This is a genomic window from Pseudomonas sp. D3-10, assembly GCF_051132175.1.
GTDB lineage: Bacteria > Pseudomonadota > Gammaproteobacteria > Pseudomonadales > Pseudomonadaceae > Aquipseudomonas.
In genome coordinates this window covers 3161558-3187499 of the sequence record NZ_CP071668.1, presented here as the reverse complement: position 1 = coordinate 3187499, position 25942 = coordinate 3161558, and the positions used below count along the sequence as shown (strand labels likewise).

General features: G+C 62.4%; 17 protein-coding genes and 2 pseudogenes. 2 read left to right on the top strand and 17 right to left on the bottom strand.

All coding sequences use genetic code 11. The annotated features are described in order from the left end of the window. Positions 1-11 precede the first annotated feature (11 nt). The 15 genes and pseudogenes from J3P90_RS14300 to J3P90_RS14230 all read right to left on the bottom strand — a co-directional run bounded on the left by J3P90_RS14300 (position 12) and on the right by J3P90_RS14230 (position 21247). Positions 12-2798 carry a malto-oligosyltrehalose synthase gene (locus J3P90_RS14300; RefSeq protein ID WP_434674922.1) on the bottom strand — a complete coding sequence of 929 codons (2787 nt, stop codon included), beginning with the start codon at positions 2796-2798 and terminating at the stop codon, positions 12-14. Then, a complete protein-coding gene (malQ, locus tag J3P90_RS14295) occupies positions 2795-4873 on the bottom strand; it encodes a 4-alpha-glucanotransferase (RefSeq protein ID WP_434563852.1) in 2079 nt (692 codons plus the stop codon). Before malQ ends, J3P90_RS14300 begins: the two co-directional genes overlap by 4 nt. Then, complete coding sequence (gene treZ, locus J3P90_RS14290) at positions 4870-6672, bottom strand: malto-oligosyltrehalose trehalohydrolase (protein ID WP_420766806.1); 1803 nt, start codon at positions 6670-6672, stop codon at positions 4870-4872. Before treZ ends, malQ begins: the two co-directional genes overlap by 4 nt. A gap of 8 nt (positions 6673-6680) precedes the next feature. Beyond that, positions 6681-8252, bottom strand: a complete 1572-nt coding sequence (gene glgA / locus J3P90_RS14285; RefSeq protein ID WP_420766807.1) for a glycogen synthase GlgA — start codon at positions 8250-8252, stop codon at positions 6681-6683. Between the two features lie 640 nt (positions 8253-8892). Further along, entirely contained in the window at positions 8893-9855 is a 963-nt protein-coding gene (locus J3P90_RS14280; RefSeq protein ID WP_434674921.1) for a D-2-hydroxyacid dehydrogenase family protein, read from the bottom strand. An 11-nt stretch (positions 9856-9866) separates the two neighbouring features. Next, positions 9867-10898: an alpha/beta fold hydrolase gene (locus J3P90_RS14275; protein ID WP_434563860.1), complete on the bottom strand. Its 1032-nt coding sequence runs from the start codon at positions 10896-10898 to the stop codon at positions 9867-9869. Between the two features lie 86 nt (positions 10899-10984). Next, positions 10985-11419, bottom strand: coding sequence for a YqaA family protein (locus tag J3P90_RS14270; protein ID WP_434611225.1), 435 nt, complete (start codon positions 11417-11419; stop codon positions 10985-10987). After that, entirely contained in the window at positions 11419-11865 is a 447-nt protein-coding gene (locus J3P90_RS14265) for a DUF411 domain-containing protein (protein WP_434650917.1), read from the bottom strand. Before J3P90_RS14265 ends, J3P90_RS14270 begins: the two co-directional genes overlap by 1 nt. A gap of 224 nt (positions 11866-12089) precedes the next feature. Then, positions 12090-12617, bottom strand: a pseudogene (locus J3P90_RS14260) (methyl-accepting chemotaxis protein); the annotation flags it as partial. 378 nt (positions 12618-12995) lie between these two features. Further along, a pseudogene (locus J3P90_RS14255) lies at positions 12996-14081 on the bottom strand (cache domain-containing protein); the annotation flags it as partial. A gap of 104 nt (positions 14082-14185) precedes the next feature. Continuing rightward, complete coding sequence (locus J3P90_RS14250; RefSeq protein WP_434674920.1) at positions 14186-15130, bottom strand: GNAT family N-acetyltransferase; 945 nt, start codon at positions 15128-15130, stop codon at positions 14186-14188. Continuing rightward, positions 15127-16401, bottom strand: coding sequence for a phenylacetate--CoA ligase family protein (locus tag J3P90_RS14245; protein ID WP_434674919.1), 1275 nt, complete (start codon positions 16399-16401; stop codon positions 15127-15129). The genes J3P90_RS14250 and J3P90_RS14245 overlap by 4 nt, the downstream gene beginning before the upstream one ends. A gap of 48 nt (positions 16402-16449) precedes the next feature. After that, positions 16450-18864, bottom strand: coding sequence for an acyl-CoA reductase (locus J3P90_RS14240; RefSeq protein WP_434674918.1), 2415 nt, complete (start codon positions 18862-18864; stop codon positions 16450-16452). Between the two features lies 1 nt (position 18865). Further along, positions 18866-19993: an acyl-protein synthase gene (locus J3P90_RS14235; RefSeq protein ID WP_434674917.1), complete on the bottom strand. Its 1128-nt coding sequence runs from the start codon at positions 19991-19993 to the stop codon at positions 18866-18868. 24 nt (positions 19994-20017) lie between these two features. Further along, positions 20018-21247 (bottom strand): MFS transporter, encoded by a 1230-nt coding sequence (locus J3P90_RS14230; protein ID WP_434674916.1) that lies wholly within the window; start codon positions 21245-21247, stop codon positions 20018-20020. 258 nt (positions 21248-21505) lie between these two features. On the opposite strand from J3P90_RS14230, the gene J3P90_RS14225 reads away from it, so the two are divergent. Then, complete coding sequence (locus J3P90_RS14225; protein ID WP_186631798.1) at positions 21506-21694, top strand: hypothetical protein; 189 nt, start codon at positions 21506-21508, stop codon at positions 21692-21694. 7 nt (positions 21695-21701) lie between these two features. On the opposite strand, the gene J3P90_RS14220 is transcribed toward J3P90_RS14225, so the two are convergent. Next, positions 21702-22082 (bottom strand): fe2+ zn2+ uptake regulation protein, encoded by a 381-nt coding sequence (locus tag J3P90_RS14220; RefSeq protein WP_434563878.1) that lies wholly within the window; start codon positions 22080-22082, stop codon positions 21702-21704. A 294-nt stretch (positions 22083-22376) separates the two neighbouring features. Between J3P90_RS14220 and pvdQ the strand changes: the two genes are divergently transcribed. Then, entirely contained in the window at positions 22377-24725 is a 2349-nt protein-coding gene (gene pvdQ / locus J3P90_RS14215; protein WP_434674915.1) for a bifunctional acylase PvdQ, read from the top strand. Between the two features lie 44 nt (positions 24726-24769). Here pvdQ and J3P90_RS14210 read toward each other — a convergent pair whose 3' ends face one another. Beyond that, positions 24770-25768 carry a FecR family protein gene (locus tag J3P90_RS14210; RefSeq protein ID WP_434674914.1) on the bottom strand — a complete coding sequence of 333 codons (999 nt, stop codon included), beginning with the start codon at positions 25766-25768 and terminating at the stop codon, positions 24770-24772. Between the last annotated feature and the right edge of the window lie 174 nt (positions 25769-25942).

Sequence of the window (25942 nt, the reverse complement as noted above, 5' to 3'; positions counted from 1 at the left end):
CCTGACTTGACTCAAGATTCAATAAAGACATTGACCGGGAAATCCCCCAGTGCGGCGCTGACCATCAGCTCCCTTTGGGGTGTGACTGCTGCGCTTGCAAAAAGTCCCCTCAGTTTTGCTCCCTCGGTGGCAAACGGTAGCGAGATGCGCGTGTCGCCCCAGTCCGATGCAGCGACTTGGGGCAGGGCACTGTTTTCCAGCAGGCGCGCCGTGTGAATCGGCACCACGACGATCGCCCGTTGCTGCTGGTGTTGGCGCACGAAGGCCAATACGTGCTCGGCATGCTCACCCTGTACCGGCAACGGCTCGTAGCTGCCCTGGCGGAACAGTTGCGGATACTCGGAACGCAAGGCCAGCGTCCGCGCGATCAGTGCCTGCTTGACACGCCCGTCGCGCCAATCACGCACAAGCGCCACGGGGGCGCTGTCGGCCTGCATCGCCTCACGGCGGGCCTCGAAATCCACTGGGCGACGGTTGTCCGGATCCACCAGGCTGAAGTCCCAGAACTCGTTGCCCTGGTACAGATCCGGTACGCCGGGGACGGTCATGCGCAGCAAGGTTTGCGCCAGGCTGTTGAGGCCGCCCGCTGGAGCGATGGCCTGCACGGCTTCGGCGATGGCGCAGCGCAGAGGCAAGCCCTCATCGCACAGCAGCAACCGCTCCAGGAACATCTGCGTTGCCTGCTCATAAGAGTCGTTGACGGCGGCCCAACTGCTTTGCAGCTTGGCTTCGCGCAACGCCTTGCGCTGCCATTGCCACAAGCGTTCGGCATAGCTGGCCAAGGCCTTGGGGTCCTGCAAGTCAAGGTCCAGCGGCCAACTTCCGAGCAGGGCCTGGTAAAGAATCAACTCGTCACCGGCCGAAGGGGCGGCCGGGTCGCTGTGCAGCGACGGGGCGAGGATGCGCCATTGCTCCACGCACGCGGTGTACCAATCGGGGCGTTCGCTGATCACCGCCAGCCGTGCTCGAGTGTCTTCCCCGCGTTTGTGGTCGTGGGTGGCGGTGGTCACCAGGTTGTCTGGGAAATGCTCCAACCGCTCGAAGCAGGCCCCGTGGAACTCCTGAGCCGGGGCGCTGAACCGTTCGGTGTTGTAGCCCACGTCATTGCGCGACAGCAGCACCGCCGAACGATACAGCGCAGTGTCTTCGACAGCCTTGGCGGCGGCCGGCGAAGTCAGTTGCTGGAAGCGCACGCAAGCGTGGCGCAGCCGTTTGCGCTCGCTGCCCCGAGGCCGCCCGCGCCAAGGCATGCCACCGAGCCAGTCGGCCAGACAGTCAAGCACCGGCCAGTCGGCTTCGCTGAGGGTTTGCCGGGCGCCTTCCAGGGCCTTCTGGAAAAACACCTCATCTTCGGCGGAGCGACCCAGCGGGGTGATATAGGTGCGGTACACCGGGAAATGCACGATCAGTTCCTGCAATGCCCGTCGAATGGCACCCAGGGTCAGGTCGCGGGTCATCACGTCATCCCGCGCCACCTGCAACAGGGCTTGGGCCACGCTTTCGAAGTCCCCGGCCAGGGATCCGTTGAGAATCTGCTGGCGGGCCAGGCGCGCCTCTTCGATAAAATGCGCTGGCCGTTCACTGTGGCGGCTCCAGAATTCAGCGAGGGGCTCGGCGCCGGCCGGGTTGTGTTGCAGCAACGAAATCTGGTTCATGAATTCGTAACCGGTGCTGCCGTCAACGTTCCAATCCCGGCGCAGGGTTTCGCCATCGCCAAGGATTTTCTCCACGAAAATCGGCAGATGCCGTGACGGGGACAGCGAGTCGACGCGCCGGCGCAGCTTGCGGCAGTAGCCCCGAGGATCGGCCAGGCCGTCAATGTGATCGATCCGCAGCCCGTCCACCAATCCTTCGGCAATCAGCTCGAAGATTTTCGCGTGGGTCGCTTCGAATACCGCCGGCCGCTCGACCCGTAGGCCGCCCAGTTCGTTGACATCGAAAAAGCGCCGCCAATTGATATCGTCCGCCGCCGTACGCCAACTGGCGAGACGGTAGCTCTGACGTTCCAGCAGCCGATGCAGGCGTTCGAAACCTTCCGGCTGCGTGGAGTCGTAGCCGCTCAGGGTGACCTGGATGGCGTCGAGTATCGCGGGCTCCGCTGCCAGGTCTCGCAGTTCCTGTTGCAAGGGACGGGCGAGGGAGTGGGCATCGGTCTGGTAGTTCAGCGTGGTAAAGCGCTCGGCCAGGCCCTTGAGCGACTCGATCTGCTCGGCTGCCAGGTCGTCCGAAGGCTTTAGCAACTCACCGTACTGCATGGGGCAGACAGGGAAGCGATGCTCATAATGCTCGACATAAAAGCTGCCTTGCGTGGCGTCGAAGCGCAGTTTCAGCGTGCCTTCTTGCAGGGCCACGCCGTAGTCGCTGCCCAGGAAGGGCAGGAGCAGTTGGCCTTCCATCAACGGGTCGGGGGAATGCCATTGGATGTCGAAAAATTCGCCATAGGGGCTCAGCCGTCCCCATTCCAGCAGGTCCAGCCACCACGGATTGTCATTGCCGCCGACGGCCATGTGGTTGGACACGATGTCGAGGATCAGCCCCATCCGATGTTCGCGCAGGGTGGCGACCAGGCGCTTGAGCGCGGCTTCACCCCCCAGCTCGGGGTTGACCTGGGTCGGGTCGACCACATCGTAGCCATGCATGGATCCGGCCCGCGCCTTGAGCAGCGGTGAGGCATAGATATGGCTTATACCCAGCGACGCGAAGTAAGGCACTTGCGGTATGGCGTCGTCGAGGGTGAAGCCCTTGTGAAATTGCAGGCGTAAGGTGGCCCGCAGGGATGGAGTCATTTTATCGTTCATCGGTCACGCTCGTTCGCCTGAAGCCTCGCGCAGGCGAGTATTTCCAGACGCCGTGCGGCGTCCGGGTCGTCCAGCAGCGCTCCGCTCTCCAGAGCCAGGCGCCGCCGCCAGTTAGGGTGGGTGTCGGTGGTGCCGGGGAGGTTGGCCTGCTCGTCGATGCCCAGGGCATCTTCCAACGGCAGCAGTACCAACGGCGCTCGGGTATGCCCGAGAAAGCGCACGCTGGCGTCCAGCACCTGGTCGGTTTCGCGGTGTTCCTCGCGGAAATTCTGCGGGTCCTGGTTCAGCGCGTTGCGCAACCCTTTGCGTTCACGCTGGCGATGTTTGCGCCAATCCATTTCGGTGTGGGAATCGATCAGCTCCAGCCGGGCATTCCAGTCGATGTCGTGGCCGTGCCACCAGCCGTTGAGAGTGGGCAGGTCATGGGTGCTGGTGGTCGCCAGGGCGTCGTCGGGCCAGTCGAGAATGGGCTTGAAGTGCGTGTTGTCCTGTTCGAACAACAACACGCGCATGCCGAGGATCGAGCGCGCCGCCAGTTTTTCACGCAGGCCGTCGGGCACCGTACCCAGGTCCTCGCCTAGGACGATGGCCTGGTGACGATGGGACTCCAGGGCCAATAGTCGCAACAGGTCGTCGATGGGGTAGTAGAGATAGGCGCCGTCGGTGGGCGGGGCATCGTTGGGGATCACCCATAGCCGTTGCAATCCCATGATATGGTCGATGCGCAAGCCTCCCGCGTGGGCGAAATTGGCCCGCAGCATCTCGATGAAGGCGCGAAAACCATTGCGAACCAGGCCCTCGGGGGAGAACGCGGAGATGCCCCAACCCTGGCCCGAGCGATTGAGGATGTCGGGGGGCGCGCCCACCGTAAGGGAAGCGAGCAACTCATCCTGCCGGCTCCAGGCCTGGCTGCCGGCGCCGTCGGCACCCACCGCGAGGTCGGCGATCAGGCCGATGCTCATGCCGCTGGATTTGGCGGCGCTCTGGGCACGCTCCAGGCAGCGGGCGATCAACCATTGGCAAAAAGCGTAGAAGCCGATTTCGTCAGCGTTTTCTTCGGCGAAACGGGCGATTGCCGGGCTGCGCGGGTCCCGCCATTCTTCGGGCCACTGGCGCCAGTCGAGGCTTTCGCCGCGAGCCGCGCGTTCGGCCTGGAGGGCTTCGAAGCGGCAGTGATTCTCCAAGGCTTCTCCACTGCTATGGCGGAAGCTGCTGAAGTCTTCGTGCAAGGGGTGCTCGCCCTGGCTGAAGCCGTCATACAGGGCGCGAAGCACCCGTTGCTTGGCTTGGGCAGCAACCGGCCAGTCGATGAGCGGCTGCTCTTCAAGGCTGCGCAATTGGTTGGTCAGGCCGCTGGCGTCGATCGCCGTGCGCAGCGCACGCTCGCCCAGGATGGTGCCCGGCGCGGCATACAGGCTGTTGAGAAACAACCGGCTGGAAGGCGAGTAAGGGCTGTAGCGGCCGGTATCGCTGCTGAACATCGCATGCATCGGGCTGATAGCCAGGGCATCGGCGCCGCGTTCGCCCGCGACCCGCGCCAGCTCTTCGAGGGCCTGGGTGTCGCCGAAGCCGCCATCACCCGGGCGTCGTAGCGAATAAAGCTGTGCGCTCAAACCCCAGGCCCGAGGCGTTGGATCATCCACGGCATCGGCCACGCTGTAGCAACGGGCCGGCGCCACCGCCAGGGTGAAATGTTGGCCCTGGATGCTCACGTGCTGATACCCCACCGGGACGATCCCGGGGAGAGCGGCGTCGGCATCGAGCTTTGAGCTCATCGTCGCGCCGTCCTCGAGTTGGATTTCGCAAGGCGTGCCGGGCTCGAAATAACGGCTCAGGTCGACATTGACGCCCACGTCCGCCGTAATCAGCGGTGGCAGGCGGTGGTTCTGTTGGTCCTCTTGCAATTGCAACAGGCTGGCGTCGATTTCCTGCGCGCTACCGGCGGGATGGCCCAGGCCGGTGAGGACCGAACGCAGGACCGCCGGCGATACTTTCTGGGCCCGGCCGTTGGCGTCGATCCAGTCCACCGCCAGGCCTGCCCGGCCAGCGAGGATTTCCAGTTGCGCATCACTCATAGGCGCTCTCCAGTAAGGGTGGGCAAGGTTGCCGCTTGCGTCAGACTGACCAGCGCGCTGTAGGGCGTGAGTACCCCCTGTTGCAACAGACCCATGGCCTGCGGTGGATGTTCGAAAAGAATCTGTGCATCTTGCGGGGCGCTGTGGTTGACAGGCTTGTCGCTGAGGTTCAGGTCGATGCGCAACACGCTGCCATCGCCCATTTGCCAGCGTGCGCTGACGGCGCCGTGACCCAATACGTCGGCGCCCAAGGCATGGGCGGCGGGCAGGCGCGGAACGATTTCCTCCCGACGGATTTTCAGCAGTAGGCGATAAAGAGCTTCACTGGCCAGTTGCTCCGGCTGGTGCGCCTCCAGGTTGGGCCTTGAAGCGTCGAACGTACTGGCCGCGTTCGGATCGGGAATCCGTTCACGCTTCTGCGGATCGGCAAAGGCGCTGAAGGCCTTGAACTCGTTGCGGCGGCCTTCACGCACCAGCTCGGCCAGTTCGCCGTGGTGGCTGGTAAAAAACAGGAACGGTTGTTCAGCGACGACCTCATCGCCCATGAACATCAGCGGAATCATCGGCGATAAAAGCAATAGGGCAGTCGCGGCTTGCAGGGCTTGCGGCGGCGCCAGTTGATGCAGACGTTCACCGAGGGCGCGGTTGCCGATCTGGTCGTGATTCTGCAGGAACAGCACGAACGCGCTGGGCGGCAAGTGACCGCTGGGCTCCCCGCGGGATTCGCCATGGCGGTTGGTATGGCCCTGGAACACGAAGCCCTGGCTCAGGCAGCGGGCGAGTTTTTCCGTCGGTTGCTCGGCATAGTCGGCGTAGTAAGCGTCGGTCTCGCCCGTCAGCAGCACGTGCAGCGCGTTGTGTCCGTCATCGTTCCACTGGGCGTCGTAGCCTTGTTCCAGAAGGCTGGCCTGGTTGTGTTCGTTCTCGACGGTCAGCCAGACATACCGTGTCGGGTCCACCTGCTGACGCACCCTGGCGGCCAGTTCCTGAAGGAAGTCGGGGTCTTCGATGGCGTGAACCGCGTCCAGGCGCAGGCCGTCGAAACGGTACTCCGACAGCCACATCAGCGCGTTGTCGATGAAGAAGTCACGGACCTCGCGGCGCCGGAAATCAATCGCCGCGCCCCATGGCGTGTGCTTGTCTTCGCGAAAGAAGCCCTTGGCGTAGCGGTGCAGGTAGTTGCCGTCGGGGCCGAAGTGATTGTAGACCACGTCCAGGATGACTGCGATTCCATGGCCATGGGCGCTGTCGATCAAGTGCTTGAGCTGGTCCGGCGTACCGTAAGAAGCCTGGGGCGCGTACGGCAGCACGCCGTCGTAGCCCCAGTTGCGGTCTCCGGGGAACTGCGAGAGCGGCATCAGTTCAATGGCCGTGACGCCAAGCCCGGCCAGGCGCGCCAGCTGTTGCTCGACACCTTCGAAACCGCCCAGGGCGCCGACATGTAGTTCATAGATGACGGCATCGTACCAGGGGCGTCCGCGCCAACCGGTGTGCCGCCATTGATAAGCGTGGGGGTCGACCACCACGCTGTGGCGGTCAATATCGCCATCCTGGGACCTGGAAGCCGGGTCAGGCACTTGCAGTTCACCATCGATGTTGTAGCGGTAGCGAGTGCCGGCGGGGCAACGGGCCTGGATCATGTGCCAGCCGTTGGCCTGGGGCAGCATCGGTATGGATTCTCCAGTGTCGAGTTCGACACTGACATAAAGGGCATCAGGGGCCCACAGGGCGAAACGGGTGTGCTCTGGATCAAGCAGGACCGCGCCGTGGGTCCAGGTTTCAGGCGTCCTTGACGGCATCGGTTACCTCATTGTCTGGCAGATTTTCCTAATGATTTAGCGACCAGTTGTTCGTAAAGTTCGGCGTAGGGTTCCACAGCCTTGCTCCAGTTGAACGGCGCGGACATCGCCCGGCAGCGCATCGCATTAAGCAGTTCGGGGAACTCGTACACCTTGAACGCACGGGTCAGCGCCTCTTTGTAACTGTCGACGGTGGATTCGTTGAACAAGAACCCGGTGACTCCGTCCTCGATCGTGTCGGCAAGCCCGCCGGTATTCCGGGCTACGGGCAGCGATCCAAAGCGTTGCGCATACATCTGGCTCAAGCCGCAGGGCTCGTAGCGGGACGGCATCAACAGGAAGTCGCTGCCGGCGAACATCCGCCGAGCGTCGGTTTCGTTGAAGCCGATGCGCACGCCGATCCGGCCTGGGAAGCGCAGGGCCAGTTCACGCATGGCTTGTTCTTCTTCCGGCTCGCCGCGGCCGATGATCGCGATCTGCCCGCCGGACTCGACGATGAATTCGGAAACGGCTTCGGTCAGGTCCAGGCCTTTCTGATACACCAGACGCGATACCACGGCGAACAGTGGGCCGGTGGAATCATCCAGGCCGAACAGGTCGCGTACATGCGCGGCGTTGGCTGCCTTGCCATCCCAGTCGCCTATGGAAAACTGGCGCTGCAGGTGGGTATCGGTCGCCGAGTCCCAGCTTTCATCGATGCCGTTGGGGATGCCACTGAGCAAGCCTTGTTGAGTCTTGGAGGCAAGGAACCCATCGAGTCCACAGCCAAACGCCGGTGTGGTGATCTCCTGGGCGTAGGTGGCGCTCACGGTGGTGATGTGGCTGGAATAGGCCATGCCGGCCTTCAGGAACGACAGCTTGCCGTAGAACTCCATGCCTTCCTGTTGCAGCGCGTGCTCAGGAATACCCAACTCAGGGCAGGACGCGAGGCTGACCACGCCCTGGTACGCCAGGTTGTGGATGGTGAACAGGGTGGGGGTGCGTTGGCCGCGCCAGTGCATGTAGGCAGGCGCCAGCCCGGCTGGCCAGTCGTGTGCGTGGACTAGGTCGGGGCACCAGTGGATTTGCGCCAGGTTGGCGGCGATGTCTGCCGCGGCGAGGCCCAGGCGGGCAAAGCGAATGTGGTTGTCGGGCCAGTCGCGGCCATTGTTGGCGCCGTAGGGAGAACCTTCGCGGGCATAGAGTTCGGGACAGATCAGTACGTAGATTACCAGACCGTCGGCCATGTCCATGCGGCCGATCTTGCAGGGCGGAAGTGCGGCATGGCCGCCCAGTTCGCCGATGATATGGATAGGATTGCCGCTGTTCATGACTTGCGGGTACCCAGGGATCAGTATCCGCACATCGTGCAGCCCGGCCATCGCCCGGGGCAGGGCGGAAGAAACGTCACCCAGCCCGCCGGTCTTCACCAGGTCGGCGATTTCGGACGTCACGAACAGAATTTTCTTGCGATTTGGATTCTGTCGAACGACAGGGAGCAGTGCCTTGCCTCCGGTGGCCAGCACCGGTGCCGTCGGCGATTCTGCCGCCGGCGGTAGTTGAGAGCGGACTTGCTGTGGTTCCAAGGCAGCACTGATCATAAATAACTCCTATGTTCTCGATCTGTTTCCGGCAAGCGCCAGAGCTGTTGTTACATTGGCCGAATCCTGCGGCCAGGCGCACGAGCGCTACGCAAGGAGAGCAAAGCGCTGCCCAATGCGGCGAAGCGAATCAGGTGAGGGGGCCGTTGCAAGGAATGCTCCAGCCGTTGTTGCCCTTCCTCTAACCTGACCTTTCGCCGTTGTGAAAAGTTTCGACTTTTTTTCGTCCTGATGACCGGTCGGTTTTGCGCCCGGACCGGCAGTCTAGGTCAGAAGCTAGAGCGGTGCGGTTCGCTTCGTCGAATTGTCGGACAATCACATTTATTGTCGGCAATGTCTTACACGACGAAGGGGAATACGAGCCGACGAAATGCAGCCTTTTTGAAACATTCGTGTTGTAGGTAAAGGCGCTGGTTCAATCGCGTGCGCGGTTCAACAGCGCATCGCACCATAAAGGGGCGGGCAGGATGGAGGCGTTTTGATGGCTTTCAAGCAGGGTGCAGATGCTTCATGGTTTGAGCTGGGTGGGAGGGAGCCTGCTCGCGAAAGCGCCAGGTCAGACGACATCTCCTCTAACTGACACACCGCCTTCGTCGGCACGCCGCCCGGAAACGGCTCGCTCCCACAGGGACGGGCAAACTCAGGCTATCGGCTTCAACACCCGAATCGGCTTGCCTGCCGTCCAGGCCTGCAAGTCTTCGATCATCTGGCCGTAGAATTGCTGGTAATTCTGGCGGCTCACGTAACCCACGTGAGGTGTTGCCAGTACGTTGTCCAGCGTCCGGAACGGGTGGTCGGGCGGCAACGGTTCCTGGGCGAATACATCCAGGCCCGCCCCAGCCAGGCGTTTGTGCTGCAGCGCATCGATCAAGGCAGCCTCGTCCACGATCGGCCCGCGGGCAGTATTGATCAGCAGCGCACCAGGCTTCATCCAGCCCAGCGCCTGGGCATCGACCAGGCCCCGGGTGCGGTCACCGAGGACCAGGTGGATCGAGAGAATATCGGCCTGCTCGAACAGCGCTTGCTTGCTTACATAGGTGACGCCGGCATCGGCTGCCCGTTCGGCCGTCAAGTTCTCGCTCCAGGCGATCACCCGCATGCCGAACACTTGGCCGAACTGCGCCACGCGCGTGCCGATGCTGCCCAGGCCGAGGATTGCCAGGGTCTTGCCGTGCAAGTCGCCGCCCAGGCCCTGTTGCCAAAGCCCGGCACGCAACGCGTTGGCTTCTGGGACGAGGTTGCGCGTCAGCGCCATGATCAGTGCCCAGGTCAGTTCGGGCGCGGCGTGCTTGTAGCTGTCGGTGCCACACACCTGGATACCCAGCGCGGCGGCAGCCTTGAGGTCGAGGGCGGCATTGCGCATGCCGCCGGTCAGCAATAGCTTGAGCTTGGGCAAGCGGCGCAGCAGCGCTTCATCGAAACGCGTCCGTTCGCGCATCACGCAGATGACATCGAAGCCTTGCAGGCGCGCGGCCAGGGTGTCGTGGTCGGAGGGATAGTCATGCAGGAACGTCACCTGGCCGACGCTCTCCAGTGCGGACCAATCCACCACATCCCTTGCCACGTCCTGCCAATCATCGATGACTGCAATCTGCACCGCCATGGAATACCTCGTCAGAGAATGGGTTTGTCCAGCCAGCCCAGCAGGGCTTTGTGGAACCGGTCTGGTTCCTCCATCTGCGGCGCGTGACCCAGATTGGGGAATTCCACCAGTGTCGATCGAGGAATCAGCTGGGCGACCTGCTTGCCCAGCACGTCATATTTGCCCAACCTGGCCTTCACTGCCGGCGCAGCGATGTCGCTGCCAATGGCGGTGGTGTCGGACGTGCCGATCAGCAGCAGAGTCGGCGCCTTCAGGTCCTTGAACTCGTAGTAGACCGGCTGGGTGAAGATCATGTCGTAGATCAGTGCTGAATTCCATGCCACCTGCTTATGTCCCGGGCCTTTGTTCAATCCGGCCAGCATGTCCACCCAACGCTCGTACTCCGGCTTCCAGCGACCGCCATAGTATGTATTGCGCTCGTAGGTACGGATGCCGTCGGCGCTGAGTTTCAGCTCGCGTTCATACCATTGGTCCACGCTGCGGTAGGGAACGCCGAGGGCCTTCCAGTCTTCGAGCCCGATGGGATTGACCATCGCCAGGCGTTCGACCTGATCGGGAAATTGCAGCGCATAGCGGGTGGCAAGCATGCCACCGGTGGAGTGGCCCAGCACGATGGCTTTCTGCACACCCAGGGTCTTGAGCAGCGCGTTGGTGTTGTTCGCCAGTTGGTGAAAGCTGTACTGGTAGTGGTCTGGCTTGCTCGAGGTGCAGAAGCCGATCTGGTCCGGCGCGATGACCCGGTAGCCAGCCTCGCTGAGGGTCTTGATCGAGTCGCCCCAGGTCGCGGCGCAGAAATTCTTGCCGTGCATCAGCACGACACTGCGACCGTTGGCCTTGCCTTGGGCGGGCACGTCCATGTAGCCCATCTGCAATGTTTTGCCCTGAGACTGCAAGGAAAAGTGCTTGAGGGTGTAGGGGTATTTGAAGCCTTCGAGCTGAGGGCCATAGGCCGGACCTTCGGGCGGGTTCTCGGCCTGGGCGAACAGCGGTAGGGCAGCGAGCAAGAACAGGCTGGACTTCCAGCGGGTAGTCAAACGCGGCATTGTCAAACTCCTTTAGGCAACCGACCGATCCTGGAACGGCTGGATTATGGCGACATTAATCACAGGCAACCGAACCGTGGGAACGTTCAACCCATCCAGCCCAGGGTTGCGAGCACGAGTACGCCATAACGCAGGCCTTTGGCGAGGGTGACCATCAACAGAAAGCGTCGCCACGGTTCACCCATTACGCCCGCCACCAGCGTCAGGGGATCGCCAATGATGGGCACCCAGCTCAGCAGCAGCGACCAATAGCCATAGCGCTGGTAATGCTGGCGGGCCTTGTCCAGGTGAGACGGGCTGACAGGGAACCAACGGCGGTCCTTGAACTGCTCAACGCGGGTCCCTAGCCACCAGTTCACCAGTGAGCCCAACACATTGCCGAAGGTGGCGACCCCCAGCAACAGCCAGACCGCGTGGCGCTCGCTGAGTACCAGGCCGATCAGCAGCGCTTCCGATTGCAGCGGCAACAGGGTCGCCGCGCCAAATGCCGCCAGGAACAGCCCGACATATGCCTCGGGCATCAGTGGGCTGGATAGTCCGCCACGACGGTTTGGGAGCCGTCCTTTTTCTGCCCGATCACCTGATAGGCATCACTCATGCCGTCCATTTCCATGCCCGGCGAGCCCATCGGCATGCCTGGCGCGGCAATGCCGAGCAGATCGTCGCGTTTGCTTAACGCCAGCACCTGCTCGGCGGGGACGTGACCCTCGACGAATTTGCCGTTGATCTCGGCGGTGTGACAGGAACGCAGGTTGGGCGCGACGCCCAGGCGCTGCTTGACCGAACTCATGTCGGCTTCGACATGGTCATTGACCTTAAGACCGTTGGCTTGCAGATGGGAGATCCACTTCTTGCAACAGCCGCAATTGGCGTCGCGGTGTACATCGATGGTGACCGGCTCGGCAGCCTGGGCCAGGGCAGAGGTGAAAACGGCGCTCAGTGCGAGCAGGTGCAGGGGATTGGCCATGGGTCAGGTCTCTTGGCGAACGGCTTTGGATGGAAGGATAACAGAGTAGCGACGGGCGCCCGACAGCAGGCTGAAGGGCGGATGACAGAATTGTAAGTTGCCTTGAAACGTGTGTGAACGCTGAACCACGTGGGAGCGAGCTTGCTCGCGATGGCGGCGGATCAATCAATTGCACGCTGATTGACACACCGTCATCGCGACGAAGGGAATCGGTGAAGGTCCTTTCAGCGAACCTTGAACCGCCCCATGATCGCATTCACCCGACTGTTGGCTTCCAGCAACTGACGGGTGTTGTTCTCGCTGGCCAGGCCGCTTTCCACCAGCTCTTCGACCATGTGCCGGATCTGCACCATGCTCCGGTTGATCTCCTCGGTCACTGCACTTTGCTGCTCGGCGGCGGTGGCGATCTGGGTGCTGAGGCTGTTGATCTGGCTGACGGAGCCGGCCATTTCGTCCAGGCCCGAGTTCACTCGGGAGGTGGCGTCGGCAGCCGATTGGCAACTGGTCTGGGTGTTTTCCATGGCCGCGACCGACGAGCTCACGCCTTGGGTCAGGCGCGTCAGCATTTCGTTGATCTCCGAAGTGCTGGCCTGGGTGCGGGCGGCGAGGGCGCGGACTTCGTCGGCGACCACCGCGAAGCCACGGCCTTGCTCGCCAGCCCGGGCGGCTTCGATGGCGGCGTTGAGCGCCAGCAGGTTGGTCTGCCCGGCGATGGCCCCGATCACACCGAGGATCTCGGTGATGCGCTGCGCATCCTGCTGCATGCTCTCGACCTTGTGGGTGGCGCTGGCCACTTCCTCGATCAACGCGACGACACTGTTCGATGCCTCGCCGACAACGACGCGGGAGCGATCGGCATGTTCATTGGCCCTCTGGGTGAAGGCGGCCGTCTCAGCGGCATTCTGCGCCACGCTTTCGGCCGTGGAACTCATTTCGGTGATGGCCGTTACCGTCTGGTCGGTCTCCGAGGCATGGCGCATCAGGATTTCACTGGTGTGGGCCGAAGTCTGCTGCAGCTTGTCCAGGCTAGATGCCATGGCGCCGGTGGCCTGGGTGACTTCGCCGATCATGTCTTGCAGGTACGCGATAAAGCGGTTGACCGAATGACCGATGGCGCCCAGTTCGTCTTCGGCGCGGATGGTGATGCGGCGGGTCAGGTCGGCGTCGCCCGTGGACAGCGCATCGATGTTGCCCTTGAGCACTTTCATGCGGTTGGTCAATTGGCGGATCGCATACAGCTGCATCAGCACCAACAGGATCACCATGGGTATCTGCAACAGGCTCAGCGTGTTCAATACGTCATCACGTTGGGCTGTGATCAGGCGGGTCGGCAGGGCCGTGGCGAGGAACCAGGGCGAGCCTTCGATAGGTCGCATGAAGAACGTGCTGGCTTCACCGTTGTTGTCGAATTCGACGCGCTGCGGTTGGTCACGGTTGGCCAGGCCAGCCTTGACCTGGGCGGCAAATGGCGAGCCAGCCGCCAGTTCGCTGATGTTCTTGAGCACGATCGGGCCGCTGATCCGCGAGCTGTTGCTGATGATCTTGCCGTCGCTTTCCACGATCAGCATCTCGGCGTTCAGTTCTGCTTCCTTGCGTGCGATCAGCTCGTTGAAAAAGCCGAGGGTCACGTCGATGGTGGAGACGCCATACGGCGCGCCATTCTTCTGGATGGCCATGGCGCAGTTGGTCCGGGGTTCGGCGCTCGCATCGTCCTTGTAGGCTGCCGCCCAGGCGCATTTGCCAGGGGGAGTGGCCATGCCGCCCTTGTGCCAGGGTTGCTCGTAGTAGTTCGGCGCAGCATCGCTGTTCCAGAAGGTGTTGACGATCAGCTTGCCGGAAGCGTCGCGGTGCCAGAACGTGCTGAATTTGCTGCGACCTTCGGCGCGCTGGTTGGGCAAAGGCCAGATCCCGCCGCCGAACACTTTCAGCTCACCGTACTGGTCCACCAGGCCTGGCAGTACCTTGTCGATGGCATCGCTGTCGAGCAAGGGGATGGTCTGGGTAATGCTGCGTTGCTGGGCCTGGACCTTGTTCAGTTCGCCCTGGATCTGCTCGGCGACCTCGGCAATGCGGTTCAGCGCCACTTGTTCCTCGGTGTGGCGCAGCTTGGGTGCGACGAGGTAACTGATGCCGACGACCGTCAGGATGGATAACACCAGAATGAACAGAACCAAAAATAACGTGTAGCGGGCCTGAATGGTGCGCAATGAGGGCATGTGGGTGTTCCTTGCACGGGGCGACTTTCGGAAGCAAATGGGATGAACGTTCCAATATATGTCGGCTTCTCTGCCAGGAGCTTGAGTGTGGGCCTGACCAGCCGTCAGGCGGCGGAATGGGCCTGGGCGTTTTTCCAGGTTTGAGCGTGAGCCTGCAATTCATCGTGAAGGCGTTGCATGGGGGCCGAGTGCAGGCTGAGCCTGCGCGGATGTGCAACTCGGTGGAACAGCGCCTGCCAACCTTGCCCGGCGTCCGTGGGCATCATCCCAGTGAAGAAAAAACCCGCAGCCAGCAGCAGCTGGTGGTCGGCGCAAAAGTGTCGACAGAGGCCGATTCGGACCGAAAGCGGCCAATGGGCCGGCAAGCGCCGAAGCTGCCCGACGAGGCATGTATCCACCCGATCCGCCACGATCTCGATCCGGCCGGGTAAATGGCTAAGCCGCAACGGATGAATGCCCTGCGGCCTATCCACAAGGGTGGTCCCGAAACGCGTTTCCAAAGCGCCCATCAGCCATTGGTGGGGCGCGGGCCATTGAAGACGTGGCAGCGGTCGAGGGTGGTCGCCGATCACTTGGCAGCCGATCACGATGGTTTCGGCCTGGTCCGTGGCGAACGGAGAGGGCACGAAGTCGGGTAGCAGGCCGACGTCATGAAAACCCAGTCGTTGGGACAGCCGTTGGCTGTAGGGATGGCTGGTGACCTGCTTGATCGATAGCCTGGCGAGCCCGAGCTGCCGGCAACCGTCCAGTAATTGTTGCCCCAGCCGCGAGGCGATCTGCCTGCCCTGCAACTCGGGGTCCACCGCAACCAGCGCCAGCTCGGCATCTTGAGTGGCGTGTCCCTGGCGGCACAACGCGGCATGACCGACCACGCGCCCGTCGACCACCGCCACCTGCGAATGCCAGCGCCCCTTGAGATTGTGCCGGCAGATCATTTGCGGCATGTAGACGTCAGGGGAGACGTAGTGATCGCCGTACACCCGACGAAACAGCTCGCACGTACCGGCGCTGTCGGTGGCTTGGAACGGCCTGAATACCAGAAGGCTCATCCGGCATCCTCCGGTGCCCGCGAACCGTATACCCGACGATCGATGATCGACAGGTGCTTGCCGGAACGGGGGTGGCGCTCCAGGTCCTGTGCGGTACAGGCCTGGGTATCCACATGAAGTCGATCGAGGCCTGGATATTGCTCGATCAAGGCCGCTTTAAGCGCATGGGATCGCGTTGGGCCTGCATCCTCGGCTTTTTCCGGCAGCCACTTGAGCAACACGCAGTCATTGCCCTGGCTGTGCTCGATGATCAGTTGCCACTGCACACCGCCGGCCACGCGCCGCGCGATGTCGCTTATTTCTTCGGGAAACAGCGACAACACGCCAACGCGTACGCGCCGGCTCTCTGCGCTGCGTCCTCGAAGGGCGAATTTGCGCCCCGGCGTGCCTGCCGGCTCGCACCAACTGGCGCGGTCTCCCACCGGGTATCGGACAATGGGCATGAGGGTCCGGTTGAAATTCGTCACCACCAGGTTTCCGGCTTGGCCAATGGCCTCGATCGCTTCCCCGCTCAGGTCGTCGACGATTTCCACCCGCGTGTGCTGATCGAATACCCGGTGCTCGCCCAAGCCGCAATCAGGCGTGCTCGCACCTACCAGTCCGGCATCCACGCTGGCGTATCCGATGGACGCGAAACGCGCGCCCGGGAAGGCGCGCTTCAATGTCGGCATCTGGCTTTCGAACAGGTTCTCCCCGCCAAAGAGCACGGTGGTGATTAGTGGCAGCCTGCGCCCTTTGCCAATGACATGGCTGGCGAAGGCCAGCAAGTGCGCAGGCACGCCGACGAGTACGTTGATGCGGTGTCCAGCAATGGCGTCGGCCAACACATCGAGTTCCACCGAGCCGGAGAAGGGAAACTCGGTAATCGCAACATCGACGCTGCACAGGGCGCCGTGGATGAACAGGAAACTGGCGTAGAGATCCCCCGAGAAAAACAGATTGGCAATGCGATCTCCCGCAGCCAATTGGGCTGTCAAGCTGCGACCGAAGCAATCGAGCATCAGTTGCCATTCTGCGTGGGTATACACCGATAACTTGCCTTCGCTGGTCGTACCGCCGGTCTTGAAGACCAGTGCGTCCTTAACGCGGCTGGTCAACACCGGCCAATGGTCCAGGTCGTGGCTGCCTTTCCAATACTCGCTGAGATTGACGATCGGCAACTGGTGGAACTCGCAGCCATGGACGGGTAGATGGCTCAGCTGCGTGCGATAGAACATCGAATGCGTGCGGATATGGTTGAGCCATTGGTCGTAGGTTAATGGGGCGCTCATCGGAATATTCTCAAGGCTATGGGTCGGCTTATCGGGTACCGGGCGAAATCAACGGCCGGCTAACCTGCAATCGATCACCAGCGGGACTTTGCCGCTGTGCTTGTTATGGTCGAACCGCTCAACCGGACAGTGCTCGACGTCCAGGATCAGCAACCCGGCGTTGACCGACGTGCGCAGCGCTGCGAGGCCCAGCACCTGGCGCCGTACCGTTTCGGCGTCGCCATCGGTACGAATCAGCAAACGCTCACCGCCACAGCCCGCATGGCTCAGAACGATCTGGATGGCCGTCTGCGCGTGCTCGGACAGGTCCCGGGTATTGATGAACTCCGTGGCGATGCGCACCAGTTGGCCGTGGCGCTCGCGCAGCTCGAATCTGGGCGACTCCAGGCCACACGCGCATGGGCCGGGTAGCCAGCGCCCTAGGTCGCCGACTTCGTATCGCTGGAGCGGGCGCGCCTGGCGTACGCGGGAGGTGAACAGCAAGCGCCCGATACCATCAGGGCCGACCGGCATATCCCGTTCCAGGTCAACGATTTCCAAGGATTGGATATCCTCCATCAGATGAAACACACCGTCGCCGCTGGCTATGCAGGCATGCCCGAGGGGGCCCGCATCGACGCTGCCGTAGATTGCCGAGCGAACGCAGGTGACGCCGCATTGCTCGAACAGGAGACGACAGTCCTGCCCCAGGTGTTCGCCACCAAGCATGATCTTGCGCACACCGCCGTAGCCTTGAAGGACTGATTGCTGGCTTGAGAACAGACGATGCAACGTGCTGGGCATGCCCATGAGCGTGTTGATTCGATGCTCGACGATCAACTGCGCGATCTCTGCAAAGTTGTCATCCGGCGGCGCACTCATCGGGTAATGCACGACATCCATCTGTTCGAGGATCTTGGTGAAACTGAGGAACCCGCCGTACAGGCTGCCACCATAGAACAGGTTCATCACTCGATCGTACATCGGGTCGAGTCCCGCGGCGCGCAGCCCATCGGCGGCGGCCCGCATGTGGCGGTCGAAATCACGATGGCTGTAGGGGGACAAAACCGGCGCGCCGCTGCTGCCGCCGGAACGGAAGAACAGCTGTGCCTGAGGGGCCGGGGGCAGCGCCACGAACGCGGCTTTGTCCATGATGGGCGTCGAAGGGGTCAGCGCCAATGGGCTCGCGGCGGCATCCAGCGTGACGCGATGGCTGGCAATGCCTGCATCAAGGCTGACCGATACCCGGCGACTCAATCGTTGCAGCCCGTAGACCCCATCGTGGGGCTCGCCGTCGTAACCTTGCTGGATTTCCCCCGTGGAGGTCACCCGGCCAACCCCAGCGGTCATCAGGCGCCGAACCAGCCCAGGAGCGCGTTCCGGCTCGCAGATGAGGGCGCAGCTCTGCAGCACATTGCGCCATGGCAGCAAGGTTTCGGCGAGCAGCACTTGCGGCATCGGCCGTAGCAGGAGCGTGCGAAACAATGGCGAAGGTTGCAGTGCGCGGTGGTGCTCCCAGAGAATGCGCCAGCCATTGCCCGTCCAGATCTGGCCGGTTTCGTTGGCAAAGCTGAAGTCCAGGCGGGCCAGTGCCGTACGGGTGGTGATCTCACTGGCTTCGGCGGCGGTGGTCTCCAGGGTGGGCCAGCGCCCGGTCCGGCGTTCGAACGCGGCGGCCAGGGCGCTTCCCACTGCTTGCAATTGCCCAGGATCATCGCTGTCCACCAGCAGCCATTGCGGGCTGGAGCAGGCCTGCTGGTCGAGGCGGCAGACTTCGTCCACCAGCGCATCCAAGGCCTGCTCGCTGGCGGCCAGAGGCGTGATATAGGCGAAGCTGATCCGGTGGCCCCAATCGATCCAGCGACAACCCGTTGGAATGCGCTCGCGCAATGCCTTCAAGGCAGCTTCGCCGCCCCAGGCACTGACGCCATTGGCAACGGCAAAAAGACGCCCGGTTTGTTCAGAGGGCACCGGCAATACCGCCAGATAACCACGTAGCCGGCCGCCTGGATCGCACGCCAGGAACGCCGCTAGGAGTTGCGCCGTCAGGTCGCCCTCGCGGGTGCTGGGGCGCAGCCAATTGACGTTGCCCGCAAGTAGGCCTTCCAGCGCCGCGCAAAACCCCAACAACGGCGAGTTGCCCGGCGTGACATGAACCACCAGGCCCAAGGGCTGCCAACTCTCGAAGGGCCCGTCGCAATAATCGATTCGCCGTAGCGAACGTGCATCGACGCCCAGCTCCCGTTCCAGCTTGAAGCTCAACGACTTGCGGGCGCAGAAAGCAATCAGGGCCTGGCGCTGGTCCTCGTCCAGCAGCGGGCTTCGGTCTGCCGCACGCAGCCATTGCGCGAACGCCTCGGCACAGTCGATAACCTCCTCGCTGCGAGGTGGCGTTTCCAGCAAGACGGGCAGTTGCGCTTGGAGGCGTTCAAGCGCTGCATCGAGCGGCAGCCCGGCGTTCAGTTGGCCGTTGATGAGGTACATATCAGTTTTCCTTGATCAATTCGGCAGCGGCCATGGCGCAGCTTCGGCTGGCACTGGTGCCGGCCCGGCCATGCAGCTCGAACCACTGGGTTTGAAGGCCGCACTTGCAGTTAGCCGGGTGCAGGGTCGCCAGATCACTCATCACCACGGCGTGCGCGGGGCTTGACGAGATGTAGGGCGAAACGAACGACAACAACCCTGGCTCGCCGAACGGCTGGACACTGAAGTCCGAGGGGTGGCGTATGTAGACTTTGGAATAGACCGGCACGTGGAACCGATGATGGGCGCACTCGATGTAAGGCACCGCGTGCTCGACCGCACCGTAGCCGTCGCGGCAGCGTTGGACCTCGATGCCGAGTTGCTGTGTGATGCGCTCGTAAACGTGACGTCGGGGGATTTCCTCGGCCGCCTGTTTCTTCCAGCCGCCGCCCAGGAAGACCAGCGAACCGGCGGCGAGCTTCAGGTCTTGTATGCCGGTTTCACGCATGCGCTCAAGCACATGCCAGAGCAGCGCCGGAAAGCCGAAGATGCGCACCGGCAGGCCCTCTTCGGCAAAAGATTGCAGAGTGCCGATGGCGCCGAAGACGTCGAATTCGTGGCCTTTTCCCGTGCATCGCAAGGCGTAGGCGATCCGATTGGTCGGTGCGAAGCGGCACAGGAACTGGTCGGTGTAGGCCGTGCCCAGGCGATTGGCCGCTTCGGGCTCATGGCTGAAGAGCAAGTAGTTGCACGGCGAGTCGGGTGTCGACCAGCCGTAATACTCAAAGATGTCTGCCACCATGCCTTGGGCCGCCGCCATGCTGCGCTCGTCGTAGCGCATGCGGCTTTTCTGCCCGCTGGTGCCCGAGGACGTGAGTTCCAATGCACCTTCGGCGGTGGGGCTGAGCAGCAATCGCTGCTTGAAGTAGCTGGCGTAAATGGGCGGCAGGCGCGACCAGTCAGTCAAACGGTCCAGGTCGTCGGCCCGAAGCCCGTTGGCGTTGAGCCAATGTTCGTAGCCTGGCGTGTGGTGGCTATGGAACAGGCTGATTTCAGCCATGGCTCTGTCGAACAGCCCCGGTGGCAGCGAATCGCCGTCATACGGCTGGGGCCATGCGCACAGCGCATCGGCATAGGGAAAGTGAATCATCGGGTCATCCTATGGGAAGGCAAATCAAGGGAGAGCAGCGGGGCGCGAGGTGAACAGGCGCAGCACGACAGGACAGCTGAGCCCGGCGATGCCGACCATCAGCGCGAAGGACTCAAGGTTCGCCCCGGCACCCAGCAGCGCCAACAGCGACCCTGTCGCGCTCATCACGGCGATGGAGATCATCCCGACCATGGCCGAAACCAAGCCCTTGCTATCGTCGGTGGCGAACAGGGCCAGTCGATACAGCGCGGCATTGCCCATGCCGAGCCCGATGGCATACAGCGACAGCCCACTGACCAGGACGGGAACGGACAGGGCGAACTGACTGCCGGCCACCAGCGCGGTCAGGCCTGTACACAACGGCCACAAGCTGTAGCGGACCACCCGATGCACCCCAGCCCGTTCCACCAGGGCGTTGAGGACGAGATTGCCGAGGATGACCGCCGCGAAAACCGGAATCTGCCAAACCCCATACGCCAAGGGGGACAGGCCTTGTCCTTGGATCAACAGCAGGGGCGACAGGCCGATCCAGGCAATCAGCGGCAGGCTCATCAACCCCAGCGCAACGCTGGCCGACATGAAGCCACCGTGGCCCAGCAGCGCTGCGTATCGCCTTACGAGCGAACGCAGGTCAAACGGTTCGACGACCGGTGTTCCAGCATGCGCGCCACGGGGCGTCCGCGGCATGAACCCCCACAAAGCCAACCAGCTGACCACCCCGAGGCCGGCCAGCAACATGAACAGCTCGCGCCACGACAGCCACTGCAGCAGCAGCCCGCCCGCCAAAGGGCCTAAAAGCGGCGAAAGAAGGGCGAGATTGCCCAGCATGGCCATGACCTTCACGGCGGCGGATTCGCAGAATATTTCCTGTATGGCGGGGTAGCTGACTGCAATCACGAAGCCCAGCCCCATCCCCTGGACCAGGCGAAGCCCATTGAAACCCTGCATGCCGGTGACCTGGGTGATCGCCACGCAAGCCAGCACGAACCCGGCACACCCCACGAGCATGAAGGGGCGCCGCCCATGACGATCCGACAACGGGCCGACCAGCCAAGGCAGCAGGACGCCGCCCAGCAGGTACAGGTTGAACGCATGGGGAATCTGATCGGGGGATGCATCGAGGTCCTGGGTCACGGTGAGCATGGCGGGCATGATCAGGTCGCTGGCCATGTAAGTGAGGAACTCGAAAAGGGCGATGGCCAGGCAGAAACCCGTCAGGCGAACGGGAGTAAGAAAAGTGGGCGGATTTGGCATGGGTTCCCAACGTCGGTTCTCAGAAAGAAGGAAATTTCTTCTTTTTCGAGAGTACGTTGGCGAGATCTAGGGTCGAAAGACGACTTTTCCCATAATGAGCCAAGGAAAGTAGACGGGTAGGTGTGGGAAAGGTCTCTTTCGTTGCGCGAATATGCCCAGGCGGTTGTACCATGCGATCCTGGCTGCCTAGCCACCTTGCCTATGGTGGAAGAAACGCAAGGCTAGGGGGCAGAACGGAAAACTTCAGGAAACTGGCAAATGACTCATTCGCAACGTTTGAAATACTCGATTCTGGTGGTTCTCGTCGTACTGGCGATCATGCTCGGACTGTCCTGGATGCAAGGCAAGGGCATGATCAGCGAGCAGCTGTTTCAATACATCGCCATTGCCGTGGCGGTCATCGTCGTGGTGATCAACGGCGTGATGCGACGCAAGGTCAAGCCTTGAGCGCCGCTCATTCTTCGGTGTTGAGCAGGGCCACGGCCTGGTGGTGCAAGCTGTAGCTTTTATCCGAATTGAGCGTGACCACGCCTTCGCCGCACAGGCGCTTTAGCACCTCACGCACGCTCAGAAAGGACAAGGGAATGTCCAGCCCCAACAATTGGCTATGGACGCCGCGTACACCCAGCCGGCGGTTTTCATCGGCGGCCTTGAGCAAGGCGTCGATGACCTTCAAGCGAATCAGGCTCGTCCTGAGCCCATAGCTCTTGAGCAGACGCTTGATCTGCTCGTTGCCGCCTCGTTCCGCTGGCCCAGGGAACGTACGGTTTGTGGCTGTCATCGTGACACGGGCCGATCCTGGCTTGCCCTCCATGGGCATTTGCGCGTTATGCATGTAAAGACTCCTTACCAGCCTGACAGAAAAGATCATCAACGCTCTCCTGTATAGGACGAACGAGGGCGGCCAATCATGAGGACGTGGGTGTGAAAAAAATGCCTGGATACCGTCAAACCCCGGTAGAAGCGGCTTGCCAGCCGATTAATTTTTTTTCATCCGGTTCGTTCTCAAGGTAGGCACATCCGCGTTGAAGCGCGGCGCATGTGAACTTCCAGGCCGGGGCGGACGTACAAGGGCGTATCGGCGGCCGTCCTGGTTTTTGTACGCTATCGATCAGGAGTGAGTGTGGGAATGTCCGGGCAGTTATCGAGGTTTTGCCTTGCCGGTGTCTTGCTGGGGATGTCCCTGGGCTTGAGTACCGTTGTCAGCGCACGAGGCGAGGCCGGGCAGGCCACTGCCGAAATTCGTCGCACCAGTTTTGGCGTGCCGCATATTCGCGCCCAGGATGAGCGGGGGTTGGGATACGGCATCGGCTATGCGTACGCCCAGGACAACCTATGCCTGTTGGCCAATGAGATCGTGACCGTCAACGGCCAACGCTCGCGCTATTTTGGTCCGGAACAGGTCACCGTCGAGCAACGCGAGAATCGTGCAAGCGACGTGTTTTTTGCGTGGCTCAACACGCCCCGGGCGGTTTCCGGTTTCTGGCAGGCGCAGACGCCCCAGGTACAGCAGTTGGTGGAAGGTTATGCCGCCGGCTACAACCGCGCGCTGGCTGAGCGCAAGGCCAAAGGCCTGCCGGAACAATGCGCAAGCGAGTGGGTGCGGCCAATCACCGCGCTGGATATTGTCAAGCTCACCCGGCGCCTGTTGGTGGAGGGTGGCGTCGGCCAGTTCACCGAGGCGTTGGCCGGGGCGCAGCCGCCCAAGGCTACGGCAGACGCGGGGGGCTCGGCGTCCGGTTTCGCCATCGCGGCGCAACGGCAACAGCGCTTCGCCCTGGAGCGCGGCAGTAACGCCCTGGCTATCGGCAGCGAACGCTCGTTCAATGGGCGCGGCATGCTGCTGGCTAATCCGCATTTCCCGTGGGTGGGAGGCATGCGTTTTTACCAGATGCATTTGACCATCCCCGGAAAGCTGGACGTGATGGGCGCGGCGTTGCCGGGCCTACCGATGATCAATATCGGCTTCAGCCGGCACTTGGCCTGGACCCATACCGTCGATACGTCCAAGCATTTCACCCTGTATCGGCTACAACTGGACCCCAAGGACCCGACTCGCTACCTGGTGGATGGCAAGTCCGTTGCCATGAGCCAGCAAACGGTCACGGTGGACATCAAGCAGGCCGATGGGCAGGTCAAGCCGGTCTCCCGTGTGGTCTACGGTTCGCAGTTCGGACCGATCGTGCAATGGCCCGGGAAACTGGATTGGGATAACCGGTTCGCCTATAGCCTGCGGGACGCCAACCTGGAAAACGACCGGGTGCTGGCGCAGTGGTACGCGATGAATCGAGCCGTCACGCTCAAGGATCTGCAAGAGGCCGTTCATGGCATTCAGGGGATTCCCTGGGTCAATACCCTGGCCGTTGATGACCAGGGACAAAGCCTCTATATGAACGTCTCGGTGGTGCCCAACGTCGATGCCGGCAAGCTTGCCCGATGCAGCGACCCCAAGGCCGGGCTGCGGCTGATCGTGCTGGACGGTTCACGCGGCGAATGCGCCTGGGATGTGGACCCCAAGGCGGTGCAGAAGGGTACCTATGCGGCGGACAAGCTCCCGCAACTGTTGCGCCGCGATTATGTGCAGAACTCCAACGATTCGGCGTGGATGGTCAATCCGTCGCAGCCGTTGTCCGGTTATTCCCCCGTGATCAGCCAGCAGGACCTGCCACTGGGCCTGCGGGCGCGTTTTGCCCTGGACCGACTGGGACAACTGGAAAAGGCGGGGCCGGTAACGGTGAGCGATTTGCAGGGCATGGTCATGGACGACCGGGTGTACCTGGCCGATCAGGTCATGCCGGACCTGCTGGCTTTCTGTGCCGCGAAGCTGGGGCCCGACGCACCGGCCCTGACGCAGGCATGCAGCCAGCTCAAGGCCTGGGACCGTACCGCCAGCCTGGACAGCGGCGTGGGGTTCGTCCATTTCCAGCACATCATGCAGGCATTGCAGGCGGCGCCGGGCATCTGGCGGGTCGCGTTCGACCCGAACGATCCGCAACATACCCCGCGCGGCCTGGCGATCGAAGCATCGCCAGTGGCTGATGCGCTGCGCCAGGCCATGGTCGCATCGGTCCAAGCGGTGGACGCTGCGGGACTGCAAGCGGATAGCCAATGGCGGGACGTGCAGGTGACCCGCAGCGGCGACCGCCGGATACCCATTCACGGTGGACCGGGCGAGCTGGGCATCTATAACGCCATCCAGAGCATGCCGGGCGCGAACGGCCAGCGGGAAGTGGTCAGCGGCACCAGTTATCTGCAAGTGGTGACGTTTGACGGCAACGGACCCAACGCACAGGGACTCTTGGCGTTCTCACTGTCCAGCGATCCTTCATCGCCCTATTCGGCGGACCAGACCCAGGCATTCTCGAAGGGGCAATTAAGTGTGCTGCCTTTCTCTGAACAGCAGATCAAGGCCGACCCGCATTACCAGGCGCAGACCATCCATGAGGGCGCGCAGGCGGGCAGGGTGGCGACGCAATAGCCGTGGGAGCAATCAGGCCGCGTCCCCAAGGGAGGCGGCCTATGTCAGTTTCGGGTAGGACGAGCGATGGCGTTTAACACCAGGTTGCCGTCGCTGTTCTGTGTCAGGTACACCGGCAAGACCTTGGGCAGCGAAGGCACCAGGTTCTTCACTTCGTTCAGGTTGTAGTTTCCACCGATGCGCAGAGTGCCCGTTGCGTTGTCCGCCAGCATCACGGGACGGTCGAGGTAGCGGTTGATCAGCGGCAGCGCGTCGGACAGGGCCAGGTTATCCAGCACCAGCTTGCCACTTCGCCATGCCAGCGAGCTGTCATCGAGGGCGACGTCACGAACCTTCGGCTGGAAATCGCCAGCCCTGTAGCTCGCCTGCATCCCAGGTGACAGTTGCTGGCCGCCCGCTTTGGATGCCCGATGGCTGGTTACCCACACGGAACCTTCCACCAGCGTAACCCGCACTTGATCCTGGTACATCCACACGTTGAAACGGGTCCCGGTCACGCGCACCTGGCCCTGGCCTGCCCGAACGACGAAGGGGTGGCGGCTATCGTGGCGGACATCGAAAAACGCTTCGCCTTTTTTCATCGTGACCCGGCGTTCGTCCTTGTAGTTGGCAAACACCAGCTCGCTTGCGAGGTTGAGCTCTACGTGACTGCCGTCCTCCAGAGTGATGTGACGCACGCTCGAACCTGCCTCGAATCGCTGGTAGGCGTTGGGCAACCACCCCATGTTCCAACCGGTAAAAGCAGCCAGGGGCAGGCCGAGGGCAAGCACCGTCGCCGCGATCGCCATGGAGCCTGCGCGAGACCGCGGGCGCTGGGTCGCAGGGATGGCCATTGGCTCGACGCGCGGCAGATGCTCGGCAACGCCCCAGATTTCCAGCATGGCTGCGTATTCAAAGGCGTGCAGCGGATCGGCGTCGTGCCATTGCTTGAACGCCAGCCGTTCGGCATCCGTGCAGTCGTCCGCGTGCAGACGCATGCACCAATGCGCGGCCGCATCGGTGATGGCATCGTATTCGGCTTCCGGGAGTGTACGTTCGGTCATGGGCTCTTCCTGGTTTGCCGCATTCTAACCCTCGGGGCCCATTGCCGAGAACAGGGATGATGGCATTTGCACGGCATGCATCGAGTTTTCCGTTGGTCAGACGTAGGAGCGTCCAGGTCCGGGTCGTACTGTCGCACACATGCCGTGAAAAAAAGATCAACGGCCTTGGCATGC

Excerpts from the sequence above, each read along its gene's own strand:
- J3P90_RS14300 (WP_434674922.1), bottom strand. The coding sequence starts at position 2,798 with ATGAACGATAAAATGACTCCATCCCTGCGGGCCACCTTACGCCTGCAA.
- malQ (WP_434563852.1), bottom strand. The coding sequence starts at position 4,873 with ATGAGTGATGCGCAACTGGAAATCCTCGCTGGCCGGGCAGGCCTGGCG.
- treZ (WP_420766806.1), bottom strand. The coding sequence starts at position 6,672 with ATGCCGTCAAGGACGCCTGAAACCTGGACCCACGGCGCGGTCCTGCTT.
- glgA (WP_420766807.1), bottom strand. The coding sequence starts at position 8,252 with ATGATCAGTGCTGCCTTGGAACCACAGCAAGTCCGCTCTCAACTACCG.
- J3P90_RS14280 (WP_434674921.1), bottom strand. The coding sequence starts at position 9,855 with ATGGCGGTGCAGATTGCAGTCATCGATGATTGGCAGGACGTGGCAAGG.
- J3P90_RS14275 (WP_434563860.1), bottom strand. The coding sequence starts at position 10,898 with ATGCCGCGTTTGACTACCCGCTGGAAGTCCAGCCTGTTCTTGCTCGCT.
- J3P90_RS14270 (WP_434611225.1), bottom strand. The coding sequence starts at position 11,419 with ATGCCCGAGGCATATGTCGGGCTGTTCCTGGCGGCATTTGGCGCGGCG.
- J3P90_RS14265 (WP_434650917.1), bottom strand. The coding sequence starts at position 11,865 with ATGGCCAATCCCCTGCACCTGCTCGCACTGAGCGCCGTTTTCACCTCT.
- J3P90_RS14250 (WP_434674920.1), bottom strand. The coding sequence starts at position 15,130 with ATGAGCCTTCTGGTATTCAGGCCGTTCCAAGCCACCGACAGCGCCGGT.
- J3P90_RS14245 (WP_434674919.1), bottom strand. The coding sequence starts at position 16,401 with ATGAGCGCCCCATTAACCTACGACCAATGGCTCAACCATATCCGCACG.
- J3P90_RS14240 (WP_434674918.1), bottom strand. The coding sequence starts at position 18,864 with ATGTACCTCATCAACGGCCAACTGAACGCCGGGCTGCCGCTCGATGCA.
- J3P90_RS14235 (WP_434674917.1), bottom strand. The coding sequence starts at position 19,993 with ATGATTCACTTTCCCTATGCCGATGCGCTGTGCGCATGGCCCCAGCCG.
- J3P90_RS14230 (WP_434674916.1), bottom strand. The coding sequence starts at position 21,247 with ATGCCAAATCCGCCCACTTTTCTTACTCCCGTTCGCCTGACGGGTTTC.
- J3P90_RS14225 (WP_186631798.1), top strand. The coding sequence starts at position 21,506 with ATGACTCATTCGCAACGTTTGAAATACTCGATTCTGGTGGTTCTCGTC.
- J3P90_RS14220 (WP_434563878.1), bottom strand. The coding sequence starts at position 22,082 with ATGCATAACGCGCAAATGCCCATGGAGGGCAAGCCAGGATCGGCCCGT.
- pvdQ (WP_434674915.1), top strand. The coding sequence starts at position 22,377 with ATGTCCGGGCAGTTATCGAGGTTTTGCCTTGCCGGTGTCTTGCTGGGG.
- J3P90_RS14210 (WP_434674914.1), bottom strand. The coding sequence starts at position 25,768 with ATGACCGAACGTACACTCCCGGAAGCCGAATACGATGCCATCACCGAT.